The 20,085-nt window shown below is 61.9% G+C and carries 19 protein-coding genes, 1 tRNA gene and 1 riboswitch; of the genes, 11 read left to right on the top strand and 9 right to left on the bottom strand.

The window, feature by feature from the left end:
• Positions 1–312: 312 nt before the first annotated feature.
• Positions 313–388, bottom strand: a tRNA-Thr gene (locus ACP151_RS01540).
• A gap of 327 nt (positions 389–715) precedes the next feature.
• Positions 716–1,201, bottom strand: a complete 486-nt coding sequence (locus ACP151_RS01535) for a hypothetical protein (protein WP_424977057.1) — start codon at positions 1,199–1,201, stop codon at positions 716–718.
• Positions 1,202–1,366: 165 nt separating this feature from the next.
• Between ACP151_RS01535 and ACP151_RS01530 the strand changes: the two genes are divergently transcribed.
• Positions 1,367–2,356 (top strand): hypothetical protein, encoded by a 990-nt coding sequence (locus ACP151_RS01530; RefSeq protein ID WP_424977056.1) that lies wholly within the window; start codon positions 1,367–1,369, stop codon positions 2,354–2,356.
• Positions 2,357–2,474: 118 nt separating this feature from the next.
• Here the strand turns inward: ACP151_RS01530 and thiD are convergent, their stop codons facing one another.
• The 7 genes from thiD to thiC are packed head-to-tail and all read right to left on the bottom strand — an operon-like array spanning position 2,475 to position 8,451.
• Entirely contained in the window at positions 2,475–3,179 is a 705-nt protein-coding gene (gene thiD / locus ACP151_RS01525; protein WP_424977055.1) for a bifunctional hydroxymethylpyrimidine kinase/phosphomethylpyrimidine kinase, read from the bottom strand.
• Positions 3,176–4,144 (bottom strand): ThiF family adenylyltransferase, encoded by a 969-nt coding sequence (locus tag ACP151_RS01520; RefSeq protein WP_424977054.1) that lies wholly within the window; start codon positions 4,142–4,144, stop codon positions 3,176–3,178. The genes thiD and ACP151_RS01520 overlap by 4 nt, the downstream gene beginning before the upstream one ends.
• Positions 4,141–4,746 carry a thiamine phosphate synthase gene (locus tag ACP151_RS01515; RefSeq protein ID WP_424977074.1) on the bottom strand — a complete coding sequence of 202 codons (606 nt, stop codon included), beginning with the start codon at positions 4,744–4,746 and terminating at the stop codon, positions 4,141–4,143. Before ACP151_RS01515 ends, ACP151_RS01520 begins: the two co-directional genes overlap by 4 nt.
• Positions 4,746–5,513, bottom strand: a complete 768-nt coding sequence (locus ACP151_RS01510; protein WP_424977053.1) for a thiazole synthase — start codon at positions 5,511–5,513, stop codon at positions 4,746–4,748. The genes ACP151_RS01515 and ACP151_RS01510 overlap by 1 nt, the downstream gene beginning before the upstream one ends.
• A gap of 1 nt (position 5,514) precedes the next feature.
• Positions 5,515–5,712, bottom strand: a complete 198-nt coding sequence (thiS, locus tag ACP151_RS01505; protein ID WP_424977052.1) for a sulfur carrier protein ThiS — start codon at positions 5,710–5,712, stop codon at positions 5,515–5,517.
• On the bottom strand, positions 5,681–6,649 hold the full coding sequence (locus ACP151_RS01500) for an FAD-dependent oxidoreductase (RefSeq protein WP_424977051.1): 969 nt from the start codon (positions 6,647–6,649) through the stop codon (positions 5,681–5,683). The genes thiS and ACP151_RS01500 overlap by 32 nt, the downstream gene beginning before the upstream one ends.
• Positions 6,646–8,451: a phosphomethylpyrimidine synthase ThiC gene (thiC, locus tag ACP151_RS01495; protein WP_424977050.1), complete on the bottom strand. Its 1,806-nt coding sequence runs from the start codon at positions 8,449–8,451 to the stop codon at positions 6,646–6,648. The genes ACP151_RS01500 and thiC overlap by 4 nt, the downstream gene beginning before the upstream one ends.
• 121 nt (positions 8,452–8,572) lie before the next feature.
• Positions 8,573–8,701: riboswitch (TPP riboswitch) on the bottom strand.
• A gap of 213 nt (positions 8,702–8,914) precedes the next feature.
• Between thiC and bioB the strand changes: the two genes are divergently transcribed.
• From bioB to ACP151_RS01445, 10 genes are all read left to right on the top strand, one after another.
• On the top strand, positions 8,915–9,892 hold the full coding sequence (gene bioB, locus ACP151_RS01490; protein ID WP_424977049.1) for a biotin synthase BioB: 978 nt from the start codon (positions 8,915–8,917) through the stop codon (positions 9,890–9,892).
• Positions 9,892–11,031: an 8-amino-7-oxononanoate synthase gene (locus tag ACP151_RS01485; RefSeq protein ID WP_424977048.1), complete on the top strand. Its 1,140-nt coding sequence runs from the start codon at positions 9,892–9,894 to the stop codon at positions 11,029–11,031. Before bioB ends, ACP151_RS01485 begins: the two co-directional genes overlap by 1 nt.
• Positions 11,028–11,669 (top strand): dethiobiotin synthase, encoded by a 642-nt coding sequence (gene bioD, locus ACP151_RS01480; protein ID WP_424977047.1) that lies wholly within the window; start codon positions 11,028–11,030, stop codon positions 11,667–11,669. Before ACP151_RS01485 ends, bioD begins: the two co-directional genes overlap by 4 nt.
• The gene (bioA, locus tag ACP151_RS01475; RefSeq protein WP_424977046.1) at positions 11,666–12,964 is read left to right on the top strand and encodes an adenosylmethionine--8-amino-7-oxononanoate transaminase; all 1,299 of its coding nucleotides are present in this window, start codon (positions 11,666–11,668) and stop codon (positions 12,962–12,964) included. The genes bioD and bioA overlap by 4 nt, the downstream gene beginning before the upstream one ends.
• Before the next feature lie 2 nt (positions 12,965–12,966).
• Positions 12,967–13,581, top strand: coding sequence for a pimeloyl-ACP methyl esterase BioG family protein (locus ACP151_RS01470; RefSeq protein ID WP_424977045.1), 615 nt, complete (start codon positions 12,967–12,969; stop codon positions 13,579–13,581).
• Positions 13,581–14,378: a malonyl-ACP O-methyltransferase BioC gene (bioC, locus tag ACP151_RS01465; protein WP_424977044.1), complete on the top strand. Its 798-nt coding sequence runs from the start codon at positions 13,581–13,583 to the stop codon at positions 14,376–14,378. The genes ACP151_RS01470 and bioC overlap by 1 nt, the downstream gene beginning before the upstream one ends.
• A 189-nt stretch (positions 14,379–14,567) precedes the next feature.
• Positions 14,568–15,536, top strand: coding sequence for an ABC transporter substrate-binding protein (locus tag ACP151_RS01460; RefSeq protein ID WP_424977043.1), 969 nt, complete (start codon positions 14,568–14,570; stop codon positions 15,534–15,536).
• A gap of 395 nt (positions 15,537–15,931) precedes the next feature.
• Positions 15,932–16,897 (top strand): ABC transporter substrate-binding protein, encoded by a 966-nt coding sequence (locus ACP151_RS01455; RefSeq protein WP_424977042.1) that lies wholly within the window; start codon positions 15,932–15,934, stop codon positions 16,895–16,897.
• A 10-nt stretch (positions 16,898–16,907) separates the two neighbouring features.
• Complete coding sequence (locus ACP151_RS01450) at positions 16,908–17,960, top strand: quaternary amine ABC transporter ATP-binding protein (protein WP_424977041.1); 1,053 nt, start codon at positions 16,908–16,910, stop codon at positions 17,958–17,960.
• The gene (locus ACP151_RS01445; RefSeq protein ID WP_424977040.1) at positions 17,960–19,996 is read left to right on the top strand and encodes an ABC transporter permease; all 2,037 of its coding nucleotides are present in this window, start codon (positions 17,960–17,962) and stop codon (positions 19,994–19,996) included. The genes ACP151_RS01450 and ACP151_RS01445 overlap by 1 nt, the downstream gene beginning before the upstream one ends.
• Positions 19,997–20,085: the final 89 nt, after the last annotated feature.

Raw genomic sequence — 20,085 nt, 5'->3', positions numbered from 1 at the left:
GAAGTGATGCGTTATAGTTGGACCAGTTCGTTGTTCGATAGCGGGAAGAGGCAGGCTTCGGCATGCCGCCGATCTAACCTACGGGATTCGCAAAGTGAATCCTCTACGGCCTTTGTGCAACAACGCCCCCGCCCAGCGCGGAGCTTTCTCTTTCATGGGGCCATGATTCCGCACCCAGCAACTGGCGGCAGGACCATCCCGGACCATCGCGGAATGCCAAGGTATCGAAAATCAAAGATGGGGCGTTTAGTGGGTTCAGAAAAATTGTCGCCAGCCTAAGGCGCTGATCTATATGGGTATTTCTAAACAAATTGGTGCCCCCACACGGACTCGAACCGCGGACCTACTGATTACAAATCAGTTGCTCTACCAGCTGAGCTATAGGGGCGCCGAGCTGTGAAACTGCGATTAGCATCCTTCGCAGGTGGGTCGCAAGGGGTCTTTTTCGACAAAATGCCAGTTCTGCAAACTTGCTGCAATGAACCTCGCGGAATGGCTGTTGCGGGCATGTGAATGAACAGGGGCGTCCGCCCCCAAAACCGCTTAGGAGCACGTGTGTGAAGAAGGGCGGAACATTCCGGAAAGCACCAAGGAATGGGGCGGTGGAGAGCGCACGCAGCGGAGGGCGACTGCGTGCGACCCGGTGGAATACCTTGGGCCGCACGCAGTCTGCCGCGCCTGATTGACTGTAAAAAAGGGGCAGTGAAGCTCTTGCCTATTGCAGCGGCTGGCCGTTGCGGCCGACTGTCAGCTGTTCGACTGTCAGGTCATCATAAGTCACTTCGACAGAGACCTGCTGGATGGAGTCCAGCGGATAGCCGCGGTAGGGTAGGCCGTCCTCCTCCTGGATCATGTTGGGAAAACCCTCCTCCAGATGGCAGTCCGGCAGCGGCCAGACTTCAGGCGCAGCACCGTTTACGCTCAGCTTGATCTGGGCCAACCCGCAGCGCCAGGACCACAGATGAGTCACATAGAGCAGGTCCTGACCGTCGAATTCGCGCACATGAATCCAATTGGCCTGGGTCGCCGCCAGGATCGGTTTGACCTCCAGCGCAGTGGTGAATCGGCCGGTGGCCTCCTGCGGTTCTGCCGTCAGCGCGGTTTGCGTGGGCTGCTTCGTGGGCGCCTGCACTGCCAGACCGTCTGTGCCGTCTCCGGGCGGCACGGAGGCGGCAAGAATCGCCAGGATCACATCAAACATCGTCTTTCTCCACTCATGGCGCCTTTTGCGTCACAAGGCGCCCAGATTTTCCAATGGCCGGTTGCGCGCTATCCTGTCGGCTTATACCTACCTTAGCAGGCAGTTCTCTTTGCGGCCTTAATGGCAGTCTTAACCGCGCGGCAGAGACGGAAAACGGGGAAAACAATGGCAAATGCCCCATTCAACGTGATGATTGTCGGCCAGGCCGGCCGGCTGCAGTATGAGGCGCTGTTGTTTGCAGCCTCCTTGCGGCATTGCTCTCCGGGCTTTGCCGGACGGCTGTTTGTTGCGGTGCCACAGCCTGGACCGCTGTGGGACAAGGACCCCAGTATCGGCAACCGGGACGTCTTGCAGGCACTGGCGGATCTGGGCGCGGAGATCCTGCCATTTGAAAGCAACGCCTTTGGCGCGGCATACCCCTATGGCAACAAGATCGAGGCGCTGCAGGCCCTGCCGGAGGGCGAACCCTTTGTGTTCTTTGATTCAGATACGTTGATCACCGGCGAACTGTCTGACGTGCCGTTTGATTTTTCTCGTCCCTCAGCGTCGCTGCGGGTTGAGGGCACCTGGCCCAAGCCGACACTCTATGGGCCGGGGTACGCGAGGATCTGGAAGGCGCTCTATGACCGCTTCGGTCTGGATTTTCCGTCCAGCCTTGATCTCAGTCAGCCGGATGAGTTCTGGAAACGTTACCTGTATTTCAACGCAGGTTTTTTCTACGGCGCCTGTCCGCGGGCCTTTGGCTCTCGGTTTCTGGATTATGCCCAGTCGGTCAGAAACGATCCGCCGCAGGAGCTGGCTGGGCAGAGCCTCGACCCTTGGCTGGACCAGATCGTGCTGCCCTTGGTGATCCATTCCTTTGGCGGCGGCCGCGATGCCTTGCCCGCTGGATATCTGGACGGTGCCACCAGCTGCCATTATCGGCTGTTCCCGCTGCTTTATGCGCGTGAAAGCGATCGTGTGGTGGAAGTGCTGCACGAGGTTGCCGCGCCGAACCGGATCAAAAAAGTGCTGAAGGGCTATGAACCGGCCAAGCGCATGATCTTTCAGGGGCGTGGCGAAAAGGTGCGGGCGTTGTTTGACCGCGAAAACCTGCCGCGCCGCGAACAGGCGATCCGCAACCGGATCAAGTCCGAAGGCTTCTGGATGCGCTGAAGCAGGTTTAGACCTGAACCGCCCGTTTTGCACCTCCTGGCCGCTTCGTTTCCGTGCGCGCGGTTTGGTCAGCGGGCAGGACAGTGATCTTGGTCATGCAGCAGGCCTGCGGTTTCACTCAGCAGCGCAGCCAGCGGTGCACGTCCCGCTTGGCGCTGCGGCAGGCGTCCGGCAGGGGGGCGCCTTTGGCCAAATGGCAGGCTATGGCGGTGGCAAGACTGCATCCCGTGCCGCGTTTGGAGACGGCCAGCCGCGATGCCGCAAACGGCGTGACCGTGCCTTTCGCCTCGAACAGCAGGTCAATGCTGTCGTCGCCGGTGCCGTGGCCGCCTTTGACCAGAACGGCCTGCAGACCCTGCGCCAGCAGTGCTGCTGCCTGGGTTTCGGCAGTTTCTCCCGTGCCTGCCAGAACCGCCAGTTCTGCCAGGTTGGGCGTGACCAGCGCGGCGCGGCGCAACAGGGGACCAAACCCGCCGGCCTCCATCAATGTGCCGCCGGATGTGGCCTTTAGTACCGGGTCCAGAACAATTGGCAGCCCGGCAGGCAAAGCCGTGTTTACGGCCTTTGCCGTTGCAGCGGAGCCCAGCATGCCGATCTTCGCGGCCCCGGGCGCCGGGAATATTGAAAGAGCAGCATGGGCCTGTGCCGCCACAGTCTGCGCTGGGCAGGGGTGAATGCGCAGAACAGTTTCGTCGGTCTGGACGGTGACGGCTGTCACCACTGGGCGCAGATGGATAGCCAGCTCGGCCGCCATCGCGGCATCCCGCGTAAGGCCCGCACCGCCGCTGCTGTCGGTGCCGCCGATGGCCAGAATGGCCGTCATACGCTGTCACCTGCCGCAAGCAAAGCCACATTGCCGTACCCTGCCTGCCGCAGATCCTGCGCCGCGCCCCAGGCCCGCAGGCCGCTGTGGCAGCACAATACAATCCGCCCCTGGCGCGGCAGTCCGGTGCCGGGCAGGTCTTGGCGGGCAATCCGCTTGGCCTGCGGCGCTGGCAGCTGCGGTGCTTCGGCTGCAGCACGCAGATCGATCACAGTATCCTGTGCCAAAATCTGAGAGGCGGCAATGAAGGGCAGGGTGTCCTCTGGTTCCTCAGCTCCGTCGAACCGGAACGTGCTTGCCTGCAGCTCTGCGAGCCGGAACACAAACAGCTGCCCTTGCGGCGATGGCTCATGACCCAGCAGTGCCTTTAGGGCTAGCTGGGCCTGAAGGGCGCCGATCATGCCAACGGCAGGACCCATCACTCCGGCGGTCGCACAGGTCGCGGTGCGCGTAGGCAGATCCGGGAACACCGCGCGCAAGGAAGGCGCTCCCCCGCAGAACCCACCAGCATAGCCCGACTGCCCCAGGGCGGAGGCCGAAATCAGCGTCTTACCCTGCCTGAGACATTCATCCGACAGGATATAAGACACCGCAAAACTGTCCGCCGCATCCACCACCAGATCGGCGTCAGCCACCATTTGCACTGCATTGGCGGCATCGAGACGCTGAACCAGTGCTGTGATTTGCAGGTCAGGATTGGCGGCGCGCAAATGCTGCCGGGCTGCTTTTGCTTTGGGCAGGCCGAGGTCTGCCATGGAATAGAGAACCTGCCGGTGCAGGTTGCTCTCCTCCACCGTGTCGCCGTCCACCACGGTGATCCGGCCCACTCCGGCACCGCCCAGGTATTGCAAAACCGGGCAGCCAAGGCCGCCAGCCCCTACCACCAGCACATGGGCGCGCGCCAGCCGGTTTTGCCCGCTTGCCCCCACCTCAGGCAGGATCATTTGGCGCGCATAGCGTTTCATGAAGCTTCCTTGACGCGGCAGGCCTCAGCCCAGTCTCGGGTGCGGGCTTCCGGGTCGTCAGCCAGCTGGATGTCGGTGACCACTGCGGCGCTGTCTGCGCCTGCCGCAAACACGTCTGGCAGCCGCTCCGGCGTCAGGCCTCCGATCGCGACAAGCGGTGTCTTCCCGGCCATCTGCTTCCAGCGCGTGACCCGCTCCAGCCCTTGCGGCTCCCATTTCATCTTCTTCAAAAGCGTTGGGTAAACCGGACCCAGCGCCACATATTCCGGCGCAAGGGACAAGGCGCGGTCCAGTTCTGCCTCGTCATGGGTCGATAGGCCAAAACGCACCCCTTTTCGGCGCAACGCGGCAAAGTCGGCGGTGTCCATGTCTTCCTGGCCAAGGTGGACAAAATTGCAGTTCAGATCCAGCGCTGCCTGCCAATGATCATTCACCACCAGCTGTGCGCCATATACCGCGCAGAAATCCCGTGCCCTGGCAATCTGGCGGCGGATTTCTGCATCCGCTTCGTCCTTGATCCGCAACTGCACCAGCTTGGCGCCTTGGGGCACCAGCAGCTCCAGCCGTCCCACGTGGCCCACAATCAGATAGAACCTTTCCATCATGCGAACTCCGCCATTCCAAGGACAGGTGTCGAGGGCACAGCCATATCGCGGCGTTCCATCGGGTCGGCCTTGTATCCCGCCCGTCCGGCCGCAATTGCCATCGCCATCGCTCGGGCCATTCCAGCCGGATCCCCGGCCTTGGCCACGGCAGTGTTCAGCAGTACCGCATCCATGCCCAGCTCCATCGCCTGTGCCGCATCCGATGGTCGCCCGATGCCCGCGTCCACAATCAGCGGCACCTCTGGGAAATGCGCCCGCATCGTCTGCAGCGCATCCGGGGTGCGCAGCCCCTGGCCAGAGCCGATCGGCGCGCCCCAGGGCATCAGCACTTCACAGCCTGCCTCCAGCAGTTTCTCCCCCACCACCAGATCATCGGTGGTGTAAGGGAAGACCTGAAAACCGTCCGCGGACAGGATGCGCGCGGCTTCTACCAGCCCGAACACATCCGGCTGCAACGTGTCGCAATGGCCGATAACTTCCAGCTTGATCCAAGGCGTATCAAACAGCTCCCGCGCCATACGGGCGGTGGTTACGGCTTCCTGCACCGAATGGCAGCCGGCGGTATTGGGCAGGATGCGGCAGCCGGTCTGCCGCAGGTGCTCCCAAAAGCCGGTGCCGGAGCCGTCGGAGGTTTCCCGGCGCAAGGAGACGGTGATGATCTCTGTGCGGCTTGCTCGCACCGCCTCGGCCAGAATGGCGGGGGAGGGGTACTGCGCCGTGCCCAGCAACAGCCGGGATGTGATGTCTGTTCCGTAAATCTGCATTTCAGCCTCCCTGCATCGGAGCAAGCACTTCCAGCCGGTCGCCTTCGGCCAGCTGCGCATCGCCGCGATTGGCCCGCGCCACAAAGGCGCCGTTCAATGCGGTTGCAACGGCTGGGCTGGTAAACCCCAGCTCCTGCAGTGCGGCTTCCAGGGTGTTGCCTGCGATGTCATGCGGTTTGGCGTTCACGATGATCTTCATCTGTTGTCTCCGGTATCAATCGGGCAGCGGCTTGTTGCGCCATCGCGGGCGCCAGCAGGAAGCCGTGCCGGTAGAGGCCATTCAGGTAAAGCGTGCCGTCCTGTTCGGTCAGCCGCGGCAGGTTGTCGGCAAATGCGGGGCGCAGACCTGCACCGGTTTCCGCTACGCTGGCCTCGGCAAAGGCGGGGTGCAGGGTGAAGGCCGCATTCAGCAGCTCGCTGAGCGAGCGCAGGGTCACTGGGCGGTCCGAGCTGCTCTCGATCATGGTGGCGCCGATCATGAAATGCCCGTCGCCGCGTGGCACAAGATAGAGCGGCATCCGGGGGTGCAGCAGCCGCAACGTGCGGCTGATGTCCACATCCGGGCAGTGCAGGACCGCCATTTCGCCGCGCACCGGACGCAGGCCGGGCAGGGGCGCCGTCATGCCGGTGCAGTCCAGCGTGACGCGGATAGGGGCAGGGGTGCCATAGCGGATCTGTGCCCCCATCGCCTGAACCTTGGCACTGAGGTCGCGCAATGCGCGGCGCGGATCCAGATGTGCCTCCTCTGCAAAGAACAACCCTTGCGCAAACCGCCCCGCCAGGGCCGGTTCCATTGTCGAAATCTCCGCAGTGTCCACACAGCGGTGACCGGATGTGCGGCGGGCGAAACGGGTCAGCTCCGCCCGGTCGCGGGCAGGCGCCACCACCAGCGTGCCGCGCCTGTGGACCGGGGTGATCTTGGACCACCAGTCCGAGGCGCGGCTGCCGAGGGTGATCACTTGCTCTTCGGCGCTTTCGCGTTCGCACCATGGCGCCAGCATGCCGCCGGCAAAACGCGCGACACTGCTGTCTCCGGGGATCTCGCCCCGCTCATAGACGGTGACCGCCGCCCCGCGCTGCGCCAACTCGAAGGCGCAGGCGAGACCGGCAAGGCCTGCGCCGGCGATGGTGATCACTCGGCTGGTTCCACTTTTTTGGCAGGCATGTACAGCTCGCCGCCTTCCCGGAACTTGGCGGCCATCGCCTCCATGCCTTCTTTCTGTGCCTCGGCGCGGATGTCGTGGGAAATCCGCATCGAGCAGAACTTCGGCCCGCACATGGAGCAGAAATGCGCCACCTTATGCGCCTCTTTCGGCAGGGTCTGGTCGTGGTAGTCGCGGGCGGTTTCCGGATCCAGCGCCAGGTTGAACTGGTCTTCCCAGCGGAATTCAAACCGCGCCCGCGAGATCGCATCGTCGCGCCGCTGTGCGCCCGGCAGGCCCTTGGCCAGATCCGCTGCATGGGCCGCGATCTTGTAGGTGATCACACCCACCTTCACGTCGTCTCGGTCAGGCAGGCCCAGATGCTCCTTGGGAGTCACGTAGCACAGCATGGCGCAGCCGAACCAGCCGATCATCGCAGCCCCGATGCCAGAGGTGATGTGGTCATAGCCCGGCGCGATATCGGTGGTCAGCGGCCCCAGAGTGTAAAACGGCGCCTCGTGGCAGCACTCCAGCTGCTTGTCCATGTTCTCCTTGATCTTGTGCATGGCGACATGGCCCGGCCCTTCGATCATTACCTGGCAGTCCTTGGCCCAAGCGATTTTGGTCAGCTCGCCCAAAGTCTCCAGCTCAGCAAACTGTGCCTCGTCATTGGCGTCGGCAATCGAACCCGGGCGCAAACCGTCGCCAAGGGAGAAGGCCACGTCATACTTGCGGCAGATGTCGCAGATCTCGTCGAAATGCGTGTAGAGGAAGCTTTCCTTGTGGTGGTGCAAGCACCACTGCGCAATGATCGAGCCGCCGCGCGAGACGATGCCCGTCACCCGCTTCACCGTCATCGGCACCATGTGCAGGCGCACACCGGCATGGATGGTGAAATAGTCGACGCCCTGTTCCGCCTGCTCGATCAGCGTGTCGCGGAACACTTCCCAGGTCAGGTCCTCGGCGATGCCGTTCACCTTTTCCAGCGCCTGATACAGCGGCACGGTGCCGATCGGCACCGGCGAATTGCGCACGATCCATTCGCGGGTGTTGTGGATGTTGCGGCCGGTAGACAGATCCATCACCGTGTCGGCGCCCCAGCGGATCGACCAGACCAGCTTGTCGACTTCCTCTTCCATCGAGGAGGTGACAGCCGAAGTGCCCATATTGGCGTTGATCTTGACCAGGAAATTGCGGCCGATGATCATCGGCTCGCTTTCCGGGTGGTTGATATTGTTCGGAATGATGGCGCGGCCTGCGGCGATCTCATCCCGGACGAATTCCGGGGTGACGTAATCGGGGATATTGGCCCCCCAGTCGTGGCCGTCGCGCGCGGGCGCCACAGCTTCGCGCAGCTGGTTTTCGCGGATCGCGATAAACTCCATTTCCGGTGTCACGATACCTGCGCGGGCATAGGCCAGCTGGGTCACCGCCTTGCCATCCTTGGCACGCAGCGGGCGCGGCTTTACCGGGAATTCCGGCACCAGACGCGCGCCGCTGGCAAAGCCGTTGTCCTCGGGCTGCACGTCACGGCCATCGTATTCCTCAACATCGCCGCGGTCCAGAATCCACTGGCGACGTAAGCCAGGCAAGCCCTGGCGGATGTCGGTCAGCACCGCCGGGTCGGTGTAGGGACCAGAGCTGTCATAGACCGGCAGCGGTGCCTCGCCTGCGGTGGGGTGTGTGGAGATTTCCCGCATCGGCACGCGGATATCGGGAAACCGTTCACCGCTCACGTAGATCTTACGCGATGCAGGCAATCCGCCTGTGGTGATCTTGGGGTTGGGGACGTTCATTTTGGTGCTCCTCGAAGCCTAAACTTAGAAAAGACACCAGATGAGGTTTGGCTCGGGAAACAGGGGCTGTACCAGGCCCCTTGTTCAGTTTCGCACAGCCGGCGGGATGTACGGGCCCCTTGGCAATGCGCACCTAGCTTCCTACGCCAGTATCAACTGGGTCAGGTTCAAAGGGTCGCGCCGCCGGCTTGGGTTGCCCCGCACCTAAACGCCTCTCAGTCCCCTTGGCGGGACTCCCCTGCGTGCCTATAGGGCTAGGGGAGGTGCCGCCCTCCCGTCAACCGGAATCTTTGTAGATTATTTTTTTATTTTAAAATCAAGATTATAAGACATTTACCGGCAGGTGGTCGGGGCAAATCGCTGCAGCGCAGCTTTGGCGCTTGATCGGCGTGGGGTAAATTATCTATAAAATCGCCAACGCCATCCGCGCATGGCCAACAGGTATACGAGAACAGGAGACAGCATGCTGGACGCTGCACCCATCCGCACCGACTGGACCCGCGAGGAAGCGGAAGAGATTTACAACAAGCCCTTCATGGACTTGCTGTTTCAGGCGCACACTGTGCACCGGCAGTATTTCGACCCCAATCAGGTGCAGAAATCCAAGCTGCTCAGCATCAAGACAGGCGGCTGTGCCGAGGATTGCGCCTATTGCTCGCAATCGGCGCGCAACGGCGCGCAGCTGTCGGCCTCCAAGCTGATCGAGGTGCAGCGGGTGATCGCCGAGGCCAGGAAAGCCAAGGAAGGCGGCGCAACGCGCTATTGCATGGGGGCTGCCTGGCGCTCGCCCAAGGACCGCGATATGGCTGCACTCGAAGCTATGGTGCAGGGCGTCAAGGATCTGGGCATGGAAACCTGCATGACCCTGGGCATGCTGGACGAGGAACAGGTGTTCCGCCTGCGCGACGCTGGTCTGGACTACTACAACCACAACATCGACACCTCCGAGCGCTACTACTCGGAAATCATCACCACCCGCACCTTTGCCGACCGCATTGACACCCTGAACCGGGTGCGCGAAGCGGGCATCAAGGTCTGCTCGGGCGGTATCGTCGGCATGGGCGAGCAGCAGCTGGACCGTATCGACATGATGTTGGCGCTGGCGACGCTGGAAGTGCATCCCGACTCGGTGCCGGTGAACATGCTGATCCCGATCGCCGACACGCCGCTTGCCAATGTCGAGAAGCTGGACCCGATCGAATTCGTCCGCTCTGTGGCGCTGGCCCGCATCCTGATGCCGAAATCGCATGTGCGCCTGTCTGCAGGCCGCACCGATATGTCGGACGAAATGCAGGCGATGTGCTTCTTTGCCGGGGCCAACTCAATCTTTGTGGGCGACACGCTGCTGACTGCTGACAACCCCGAAGAGGACAAGGACCAGCAGCTGTTCGACCGTCTGGGCATCACCGCCATGGCGGTGGGATGTGACGGCAGCCGCTGATGGCGGGCGCCTTCCCGAGGCATGAGAAATCGCTGGAAGCGCTGCGCACGCGCGGGCGCTACCGGCAGCTGATGCCGCGGGACGGGCACGACTTTGCCTCTAACGACTATCTTGGTCTGGCGGGCAGCGATGTGCTGCGCACCGCCGCCGCAGATGCGCTGGCGCGCGGGGTGCCGGTCGGGGCAGGCGGTTCGCGCCTGTTGCGCGGCAATGATGCCGAACATCAGCGGCTCGAAGCCGAGGCGGCTGCGTTCTTCGGCACCGAGGCAGCGCTGTTCATGGGCGGTGGTTTCACTGCCAATCAGGCGATCTTTTCCACGCTGCCGCAGCAGGGCGACCTGGTTCTGTATGACGCCTTGATCCATGCCAGCACCCACGACGGGATGCGGCTGGGCCGGGCTGAGACCCGCAGCTTTGCGCATGGCGATGTCGAAGACGCCGCACGGGTGCTGGCGGACTGGCGCGCTGCTGGTGGCACCGGCCAGGTCTGGATCGCGGTTGAGGCGGTCTATTCGATGGACGGCGATCTTGCTCCGCTGGATGCGTTGATGTCCTTGGCACATTCCGAAGGTGCTGTGCTGGTAGCGGACGAGGCGCATTCCTCTGGCGTGTTTGGCGATCTGGGGCGCGGGTTGGCACATGACATTGCGCACCACCCTAACGTCCTGAGCCTGCATACGTGTGGCAAGGCGCTGGGCGCGTCGGGTGCGCTGATCTGCGGCCAGAACGTGCTGATCGAAACACTGATCAACAAGGCGCGCGGGTTCATCTTTGCCACCGCGCCGTCGCCGCTGAATGCGGCACTGGTGCGGGCGGCCCTGCAGGAACTGCAGCAGAATCCGGGCCGCCGCGAACAGGCCTGGCAGGGGATCACCCATGCCCAGGGCGAGGCCAAACGCCTGTGCGGGCTGGAGAGGGGCCAAAGCCAGATCTTGCCGGTGGTGATTGGCGACGACAAGCGCACCATGGCACTAGCCGCTGCAATGCAGGCCCGCGGCTATGATATCCGCGGCATCCGCCCGCCGACTGTGCCGCGCGGCACAGCGCGGCTGCGGCTGTCGATCACGTTGAATACAGGGGCAGGGGTCATCACTGCGATGTTTGAAGACCTCGCCCGGGAAATGGAGGCCGCCGCATGAGCGCGCTGATCGTGACCGGAACCGATACCGGCATCGGCAAAACCATCTTTTCCGCAGGTCTGGTGCAGGCCCTAGGCGCCACCTATTGGAAGCCGGTGCAATCCGGGCTGGAAGAGGAAACCGACAGCCAAATCGTCGCCCGCTTGTCGGGCCGCCCTGCCTTGCCGGAGGGGTACCTGCTGCAGCTGCCTGCCTCGCCGCATCTGTCGGCCGAGGCCGAGGGGGTGAAAATCGACCCGGATACGCTGGCTTTGCCCGAAGTTGACGGCGTGCTGGTGGCCGAAGGGGCAGGCGGGTTGATGGTGCCGCTGAATCGCGAGGTTCTGTACCTTGATCTGTTTGCCCGCTGGCGTGCGCCGGTGATCCTTTGCGCCCGCACCCAGCTGGGCACGATCAATCACACGCTGCTGTCGCTGAAAGCCCTGCGCGATGCAGGCTGCCCGGTGGTCGGCGTGGCCTTCATTGGTGATGCAGAGCCGGCAGTAGAGGAAACTATCTGCCAGTTCGGCCAGGCGGCGCACCTGGGACGGTTGCCGGTGCTGGGCGAGCTGACCTCTGACGCGCTGGCGGTGGCCTTTCAGGCCAGCATCCGGGTGGATCTGATCAAGGCGGCCCTGGCCCAAGGAGAGATGGCATGAGCGCTGCAGACCTCACCCAGCTGGAGTTCGACCAGCAGCACCTCTGGCATCCTTACACGAACGTCACCAAACCCGGTCCGACATTCGTGGTGAAGGAAAGCGAGGGCATGTATATCACCCTGGACGATGGCACCCGGCTGATCGACGCCATGTCGTCCTGGTGGTGCATGATGCATGGGCATAAAAACCCGGCGATCACCCAGGCTATTCACGACCAGCTGGATACCCTGCCGCATGTGATGTTCGGCGGGCTGACCCATGACCCGGCCATCGACCTGGGCCGAAAACTGCTGGAGATCACCCCCGAAAGCCTCACCCGGATCTTTTATTGCGATTCCGGGTCGGTCTCCGTCGAGGTGGCAATGAAGATGGCAGTGCAATACCAGCACGCTATCGGTCAGCCAGAGCGTAAGGAGTTTGCCACCATCCGCTCCGGCTATCACGGTGACACCTGGAAAGCGATGAGCGTCTGCGACCCGGACACCGGCATGCATCATCTGTTTCAGGGCGCGCTGAGCGTGCAGCATTTTGTCTCCCGCCCGCCGGTTCGCATCAACGAGGACTGGGTGGATGATCCGGCTCGCAACGGGCTGGGCGAGCTGCGCGCAGTGCTGGAAGCCAATGCGCAAAAGATCGCTGCCTTTATCCTGGAACCCGTCGTGCAGGGCACCGGCGGCATGTATTTCTATCACCCGGAATATTTGAACCAGGCGCGGGCGCTGTGCGATGAGCTGGGCATCCTGCTGATCTTCGACGAGATAGCGACCGGCTTTGGCCGCACGGGTGAGCTGTTTGCCACCGATTTCTGCACTGTCGAACCGGATATCATCTGCCTGGGCAAGGGGCTGACTGGCGGCCATATCTCATTCGCTTGCACCATGACCAGTGACCGGGTGGCCGAAGGCATTGGCGGCGGCAATCCCGGACTCTTCATGCATGGCCCCACCTATATGGCCAATCCGCTGGCCTGTGCTGCGGCCAAGGCTTCGCTGGATCTGTTGACCGGACAGGACTGGCGCGGCACGGTGGCGGCCATTGACGAGCAGATGCAGGCAGAGCTGGCTTTGGCGCGCGATTTGCCCAATGTGGCGGATGTACGGGTGCTGGGCGCCATTGGCGTTATCGAAATGAAGCACCGGGTCTCAGCGGATGCAGCCCACGCCCGCGCCCATGAAATGGGCGTGTTCCTGCGCCCCTTCGGCACCAACATCTACACCATGCCGCCCTTTATCACCTCAGCGGATCAGCTGAGCAAGATCACCGCAGGCATGCTGCGGCTGGCGCGGGAGCTGTAAAGATGGAATTCCGCTGGCTCAAACAGAACAATGCGGCAGAAGCCATTGTGGTCTTTGGCGGCTGGGCTGTGGGGCCAGAGGTGTTCTGGCACCTGGACGGCCCGCGGGATGTTCTGTTTGCCAGCGAATACACTGACCTTGATGCTGATCTGCCGGACTTGTCCAGCTATGGGCAGATCAGCCTGTTGGCCTGGTCTTTTGGTGTTGCTTCTTATGCCCATTGGCAACAGGGGCGTCCTGACCCATTCAGGCGGAAAGTGGCTGTGAACGGCAGCCTGCAGCCAGTGAACCGGGGGGCGGGTATTCCGCCGACTGTGTTCCGTCGCACCGTGGAAACGCTGAGTCTGGAAAACTACCAGCAGTTTCTGGCCCGGGTGTTCGGCGCTCCGCAGGACGCCGAGGCACTGGATGTGGAAGCCCGGCGCGCAGAACTTCTGGCGGTCGAGCGTCGTGCCGATGCGCCGCAGATGCGTTTTGACAGGGTTTGGATCAGCTCAGGTGACAAGATTTTTCCGCCTGCCAATCTGGCGCGTGCCTGGGCCGGTCAGAATGTTTCGCATCTGGACGCGCCACATGCGCCGTTTGACCGTTTTGCCCGGTGGGAGGAGCTGTTCTGATGAAAGATATGGCCCCTTTTAACTTTCAGGCCGACCAGAACCGTATCTGCCAAAGTTTCCGGCGCGGGCTGGCAAGCTACCACCGCAGCGCCTCTGTACAGGCGGGGATTGCCGCGCAGCTGGTCCGGTTGCTGCAGCAGCAGGGGGCGCCTGACCGGTTCCAGTCGGTGTTTGAGTTCGGCTGCGGGACAGGGCATCTGACACATCGTTTGCTGGAAAGCTTCAATGTCTCCAAGCTTGTCTTGAATGACCTAGTGCCCGAGGCTGCCGCTGCCTTGCGGCCCGTCCTGGACCGGGCTCCAGTCAAATTCCGGTTTAAGCCCGGCCCGGTTGAGACCTTGCCGCTGCCGCAACAGTTGGATCTGGTTGTGTCAGCTTCAACTGTGCAGTGGATCCAGGATCTGCCGGGGCTGATGGAACGGCTGGCCGCGCAGCTGGAACCCGGAGGCTGGCTGGCCGTTTCGGGCTTTGGCCGTAGCCAGTTTCACGAGCTTGCGGCCTTGGGGTCGCAGGCGGCGGCTCCGAGCTATCTTGATGCGGCGGAGTGGCCGCAGCTCCTGCCGGACGGTCTGACCCTGATGGCAATCATTCAGGAACCGGTGGTGCTTGAGTTCACCAGTGCCGTGGAGTTGCTGAAACATTTGCGCCTGACAGGTGTGAATGGGCAGTCCCGTCAATCCTGGAACCGCAGTCGGCTTCAGGAATTTGAGACGCAGTATCGCAGCCGGTTTGGCCGGAATGGGATGCTGCCGCTGACTTATGATCCTGTGCTGTTGGTGGCGCGCAAGGAAGGCTGAGCCGAACTCGGCGTTCAGATTCCGGGAATGTGTTATGCGCCTTTGAGGCGAGTTTTACGTTTTTTTCTATTCGTAATGCATCATCACCCGCTGTGGCGTTAATCTTTGTCAACACTCGCCTGATATCCCGGATGAAGAGCTGCGCCGACTGCGCGGCATGGGGAATATTGGCAGTACGGGAGTGACGCCATGACATTCAAAGCGTTTGCAGCAGCGCTGGGCGCGCTGGTTGTTTCAGGGGCAGTGCAGGCAGCCGACATGGGCGACGTCGGAACACCAATCCGGCTGTCACTCAACAACTGGACCGGGCAGCATCTGTCAACTTACATTGCTGGCGGCATGCTGGAAGAGGCGGGTTACACAGTTGAGTATGTGAAGGCGGACCCGAACGAGATGTTCGAGGACATTGCCGAGGGCAATGTGCATGCTGCCATGGAGGTCTGGACGACCAGCCGCCCAAAGCCCTACTTCGATGCGCTGGAGGCTGGCGGGGTCGTTGAAATCGGCGACATGGGGCTTGATGCCCGCAATGGGGTGGTGTTCCCGCCATATGTTGCACAGATGTGCCCCGGCTTGCCCAATTGGGAGGCGCTGCGTGACTGCGCGGGCATTTTCTCCAAGGATGGCAAGGGGAAGCGCGGTATCTACTTGGCTTACCCGGAATCCTGGGGCTCGCCTGGCGCCGATCGGATTCTGGCGCTTGGGCTGCCGTTTGATGTCGTGGCGGCTGACTCAGAGGCGGCAATGATCGAAGCCTTCCAGGAGGCTTATCGGGAAAAACGTCCGATCATCTCGACATTCTGGGCACCGCATTGGGCGATGTCCTCTTATGCACTGCAGTTCGTGCGCTTACCCAAGCCGGAACCGGCGTGCTACACGGACCCCGCCTGGGGGCCGAACCCGAACGCCACTGGCGATTGCGACTTTGCGCGCGGGGAAGTGAAGAAAGCGGCCTGGAAAGATTTTGCTGCGCGTTGGCCTGCGGCCTATGAAATCCTGGAGAATTTCCAGCTGAGCATCTGGGATCAGCAGCCCCTTATAGGTCTTGTGGATGCCAGGGGCGAATCCCCGCAGGGCGCCGCCCGCGGCTGGCTGGCAGTGAACCGGGCCAAATGGATGCCGGTCGTCGAAGAGGCCACCGGCAAAGGGCGCTCCTGACACAGGTTCTCACTCATTTTCGCCTTCAGGCGTTCCCGCAGTGCGGGAACGCCTTTTTCATTTACCGGCAGGCTTGAAGCTTTGGGCAAGGCTGCGGTATGGCGGCCCAGAACCCAGTGCTGGCCAGGCGGGGGGCGATTTTGAAACTTGTCCGTTTGCACAAGAATTTGTACCGTCAATTAAAAAAATTCACTTCCATCGCCGCTATTGCTCGACAAAGCGTCGCAAAATGTTCCAGTACTTGCATTATCCCCGGCCACACTTGGCCCATGGGCACGAGTCTGCCAGAACGAGTACGGCCATAAGGTCGGGCAGGTGCTATGAACCGCCGGGTTCCAAAGCCGCGCCAAAGCCGGAAAATGGGCGGCGCAAAAACAATGACAGGGAGTATTGATATGATTTTTAAAGCATATGCGCTGGCACTGGGCGCTGCATCAATAACAGCTGCTGCGGGTATCGCCTCGGCAGCTGAGCTGGGCGATACCAGCAAACCGATAAAACTGGCGGTCAATGAATGGACCGGTCAGCATGTCACCACCCATATCGCGGGCGAGATGCTGAAGGCCGCAGGCTATGACGTGGAATTCGTATCCGCTGGCATGATGAACCAGTTTCAGGCGATTGCCGATGGCGATATCCATGCAACGCTGGAAATCTGGTCTTCCAACGTCTCCGATGAATACGCCAAGAAGGTCGAAGAAGGCACTGTTGTCGAATTGGGGGATCTGGAACTGAATGCCCGCGAAGGCATCGCCTATCCGGCGCATGTGGCGGAACTCTGCCCGGGCCTGCCGGCCTGGGAAGCGCTGAAGGATTGCGCGATGCAATTCGCCACTGCCGAAACCCTTCCGAATGGCCGTTTGGTGGACTATCCAGCGGATTGGGGTACCCCGGGAGCCGACCGCATGACCGGTCTGGAACTTCCTTTCAAGGCTGTGCCTGCTGGCTCTGAGGCGGCACTGATCGTCGAACTGCGCGCTGCGACAGAGCGCAAAACGCCACTGCTGATCACCTTCTGGCAGCCGCATTGGGCGATGTCGGCCTATGACGTACAGTTTGTTGACCTGCCGGCTGGTGAAGACGCCTGTTTCAGTGACCCGGCTTGGGGTCCGAACCCAAATGCGGTCAACGACTGCGACTTCTCGCCGTCCCGCATCTTCAAAGCCGCCTGGTCGGGCACCGCGGAAACCTGGCCCGCAGCCTTTGAGATCCTGTCGAACTACACCCTGGCGGTAGAAGACCAGCAGCCGATGATGGGTGCGGTCGATGTGGATGGTGGCAAGGTCGAGGAGGTCGTTGCCGAATGGATGGCCGCCAACGAGGACAAATGGCGCCCGGTTGTTGACGCCGCCATCAAGTGAGCTTTGCCCTGTGACCGGCTCTGAAACGCCTGCCATCACCTGCCGGAATGTCTGGCAGGTGTTTGGCACCAATGCGGGCAGCGCTTTGAAGGACGCGCTGTCCAGCTATGACGCTGCGGATGATGTGGAGGCTGAGCTGCGCGGCAAAGGGCTGATCCCCGCAGTTCAGAACGCTTCCTTTGACGTCAAGGAAGGCGAGCTGTTTGTGATCATGGGCCTGTCCGGTTCCGGCAAGTCCACCCTGATCCGCTGTATCTCGCACTTGCTGCATGCCACCGGCGGCGAAATCCGCATCGATGGCGAAAACATCGTCGAGGCCAGCCCCAAACGATTGATCGAACTGCGCCGCAAGAAGCTGGGCATGGTGTTCCAGCACTTTGGCCTGTTTCCGCATATGACCGTGGCCGAAAACGTCGCCTACCCGTTGCGGGTGCAGGGGATGAAGAAAAAGCAGCGGCTGGCCAAAGCACAGGAGGTGATCGACCTTGTCGGCCTTGGCGGCCGTGAAACCAATTACCCGCGCGAGCTGTCCGGCGGTCAGCGCCAGCGCGTCGGCATTGCCCGCTCACTGGTTGCGGATTGTTCGGTCTGGTTCCTGGATGAACCGTTCTCGGCGCTGGATCCGCTGATCCGGCGGCAGCTGCAGGATGAATTCCTGGAGATCCAGGCCAAGCTGAAAACCACCATCGTCTTTATCACCCATGACATCAACGAGGCGCTGAAACTGGCTGACCGCATCGCCATCATGCGCGACGGCAAAGTCGTGCAGATCGGCACCCCCGCCGACATCGTACTGCGCCCGGTTGACGACTACGTGCGTGAATTCTCCAAGGATGTGGCCAAGGGCCAGCATGCGCATGTGTCTTCTGTCATGCAGTCCGGGGCACATCATGTCTATGGGGCCGATGATCCTGGGCTGCGCCAGGATATGACGCTTGATGCCGCACTCGCGCGTTGCATGAAGCTTTATGAACCTGTTCCGGTCCGCTCGCCTGACGGTACACTGGTCGGTGTGGTGAACCCTGCAGACCTCGCTGCGGCGTTGCAGGTGGAGCAGGGGTGATGGCAAGTCTTTCGAAAGGCTCCATCGCGGCGTTGATTGCGGCCTTTGTGGGCGCTCTGTGCCTGCTGCTGGAAAGCAACCTGCCGTGGCTGGTGAAATTTCCCGCCGCCTGGGTTTTGCCCGCGACCGACTGGGTCGGGGCCTTTATGGAATGGTTTCTGGCGCTGATCAAACCCGCCGCGCGCAGTTTTTCTGCGTTGATGTTCTATCCGATGGAGGCCGCGAATTATGTGCTGAGCCGCACGCCATGGCCGCTGGTCATCTGCGCCACTACGGCGCTGGCCTGGACATTGGGGGGGATGCGGATGGCGCTCATGTCAGTTGTGGGCCTGGGCTTTGTGCTGGCTTCAGGATATTGGCCCGAAAGCATGAATACCCTGGCGCTGGTCGCGGTTTCGGTGCCGTTGGCGCTGATCATCGGCGGCGGTATCGGCATCCTTGCCAATGAATACCCTCGTATTCGCCAGCCGGTGCAGGCGCTGCTGGACATTATGCAGACTGTGCCGACCTTTGCCTATCTCACCCCGTTACTGGTGCTGTTCGGATTCGGGCCGGTGGTGGGGCTGATCGCCTCTGCCATCTATGCTGCGCCCCCGATGGCACGCAATGTTCTGCTGGGGCTCGAACGGGTGGAGCCGGAGATCAAGGAGGCGGCCATCATGGCCGGCGGCACCCGCCTGCAGCAGCTGTTCCAGTGTGAGATCCCGTCCGCAGGCCAGCAAATTATGGTGGGCGTCAATCAATGCCTGATGGCGGCGCTGTCGATGGTGATCATTGCCGCCGTGATTGGCGGTTTTGACGATATTGGCTGGGAAGTCCTGCTGACCATGCGCAAAGCCCAGTTCGGGCAAAGCCTTCTGGCAGGGTCGGTCATCGTGGTCTTTGCGATCCTGATCGACCGGATGAGCGGCACTTTGACCGAAGACCGGCGCGCCAAACACGACCCGCGTGTCGCCTGGGGTATCCTGGCGTTTGGCGTCGCGGCCAGTGCCGCTTTCTGGGGGAGCGTTCAGGCGCCCGGTTCATACAGCTTGTTCAATCCAGTAGCGGACAGTCTCGACTCTGGCCTGTCGGCCTTCACCAGCGCCAATGCTGAGATTCTGACTGCATTCAAGAATAACGTGCTGTTCTATGTGCTGCTGCCAATTCGCATTGGTCTTGATCAAGCCGTGCTGCCCTTTACCTGGGGTTTTGCCTGGACCCCGGTGATGAGCCTGTGGCTGTTTGCAGCAGGCGCGGCTGCGGGGGCAGTCTTTGCAATCCGTGGTCGTATGGCGCTGGGCGTGATGCTGCTGATTGCAGCGGGTATGCTGGAAACCGGCGTCTCGCAACTGCCCTGGCCCTTTGTTCTGGTCGGGGCAGGAGGGCTTGCATGGGTCGCGGACGGCCGTGGTCTGGCCGCTCTGACGGTGGTGCTGCTGGGTACTATCCTGCTGTCGGGCCTGTGGGAGCGGGCGCTCCTGTCGCTTTACCTCTCCGGCGCGGCTGTCTTTGCCTGCGCGGTGATGGGCGGAGCGATCGGCCTTGCCTCGGCGGTCTCTCCGGGTGTCTGGCGTGTGGTGCGCCCGGTCTGCGACATGCTGCAGACCATCCCGCTGTTCGTGTTCCTGATCCCGGTTCTGATGGTGTTTCAGATCGGAGAATTCTCGGCCTTTCTGGCGATCATCGCCTATGCCATCGTGCCGATGATCCGCTACACCCGGCACGGGCTGGTCTCGACACCTGACGAGATGATCGAGGCGGCCACCGCCTCTGGCGCGACCATATGGCAAATGCTCAAGGATATCCGCGCGCCCTATGCAGCCCCCTCGATCCTGCTGGGGCTGAACCAGACCATTCTCTATGCCTTTGCGATGTTGGTGATCGCGGCGCTGATCGGCACCACCGGCCTTGGCCAATCGATCTATCTGGCGCTGGGGCAGGCCGATGTTGGGCTGGGCATTTCGGCCGGTGCGGCGATGGCCATTCTTGCCCTGATTGCTGACCGTATGGTGCAGGGCTTTGCCGAGGAACGCCGTAAGGCCTTGGGGTTGTAAGCCCGCCCGCATACCCGCGAAAGGGCGCCCCTGCGGCGCCCTTTTTTGATCTGGGGCAACGTAAGGCGCTGCTGGTCGGCCTATAGCTG

The sequence above is a fragment of the Leisingera sp. S232 genome (genome assembly GCF_049800895.1).
Taxonomy (GTDB): Bacteria; Pseudomonadota; Alphaproteobacteria; order Rhodobacterales; family Rhodobacteraceae; genus Leisingera.
The sequence above is the reverse complement of the archived record's forward strand: the minus strand, read 5'-3'. Positions and strand labels throughout refer to the sequence as shown.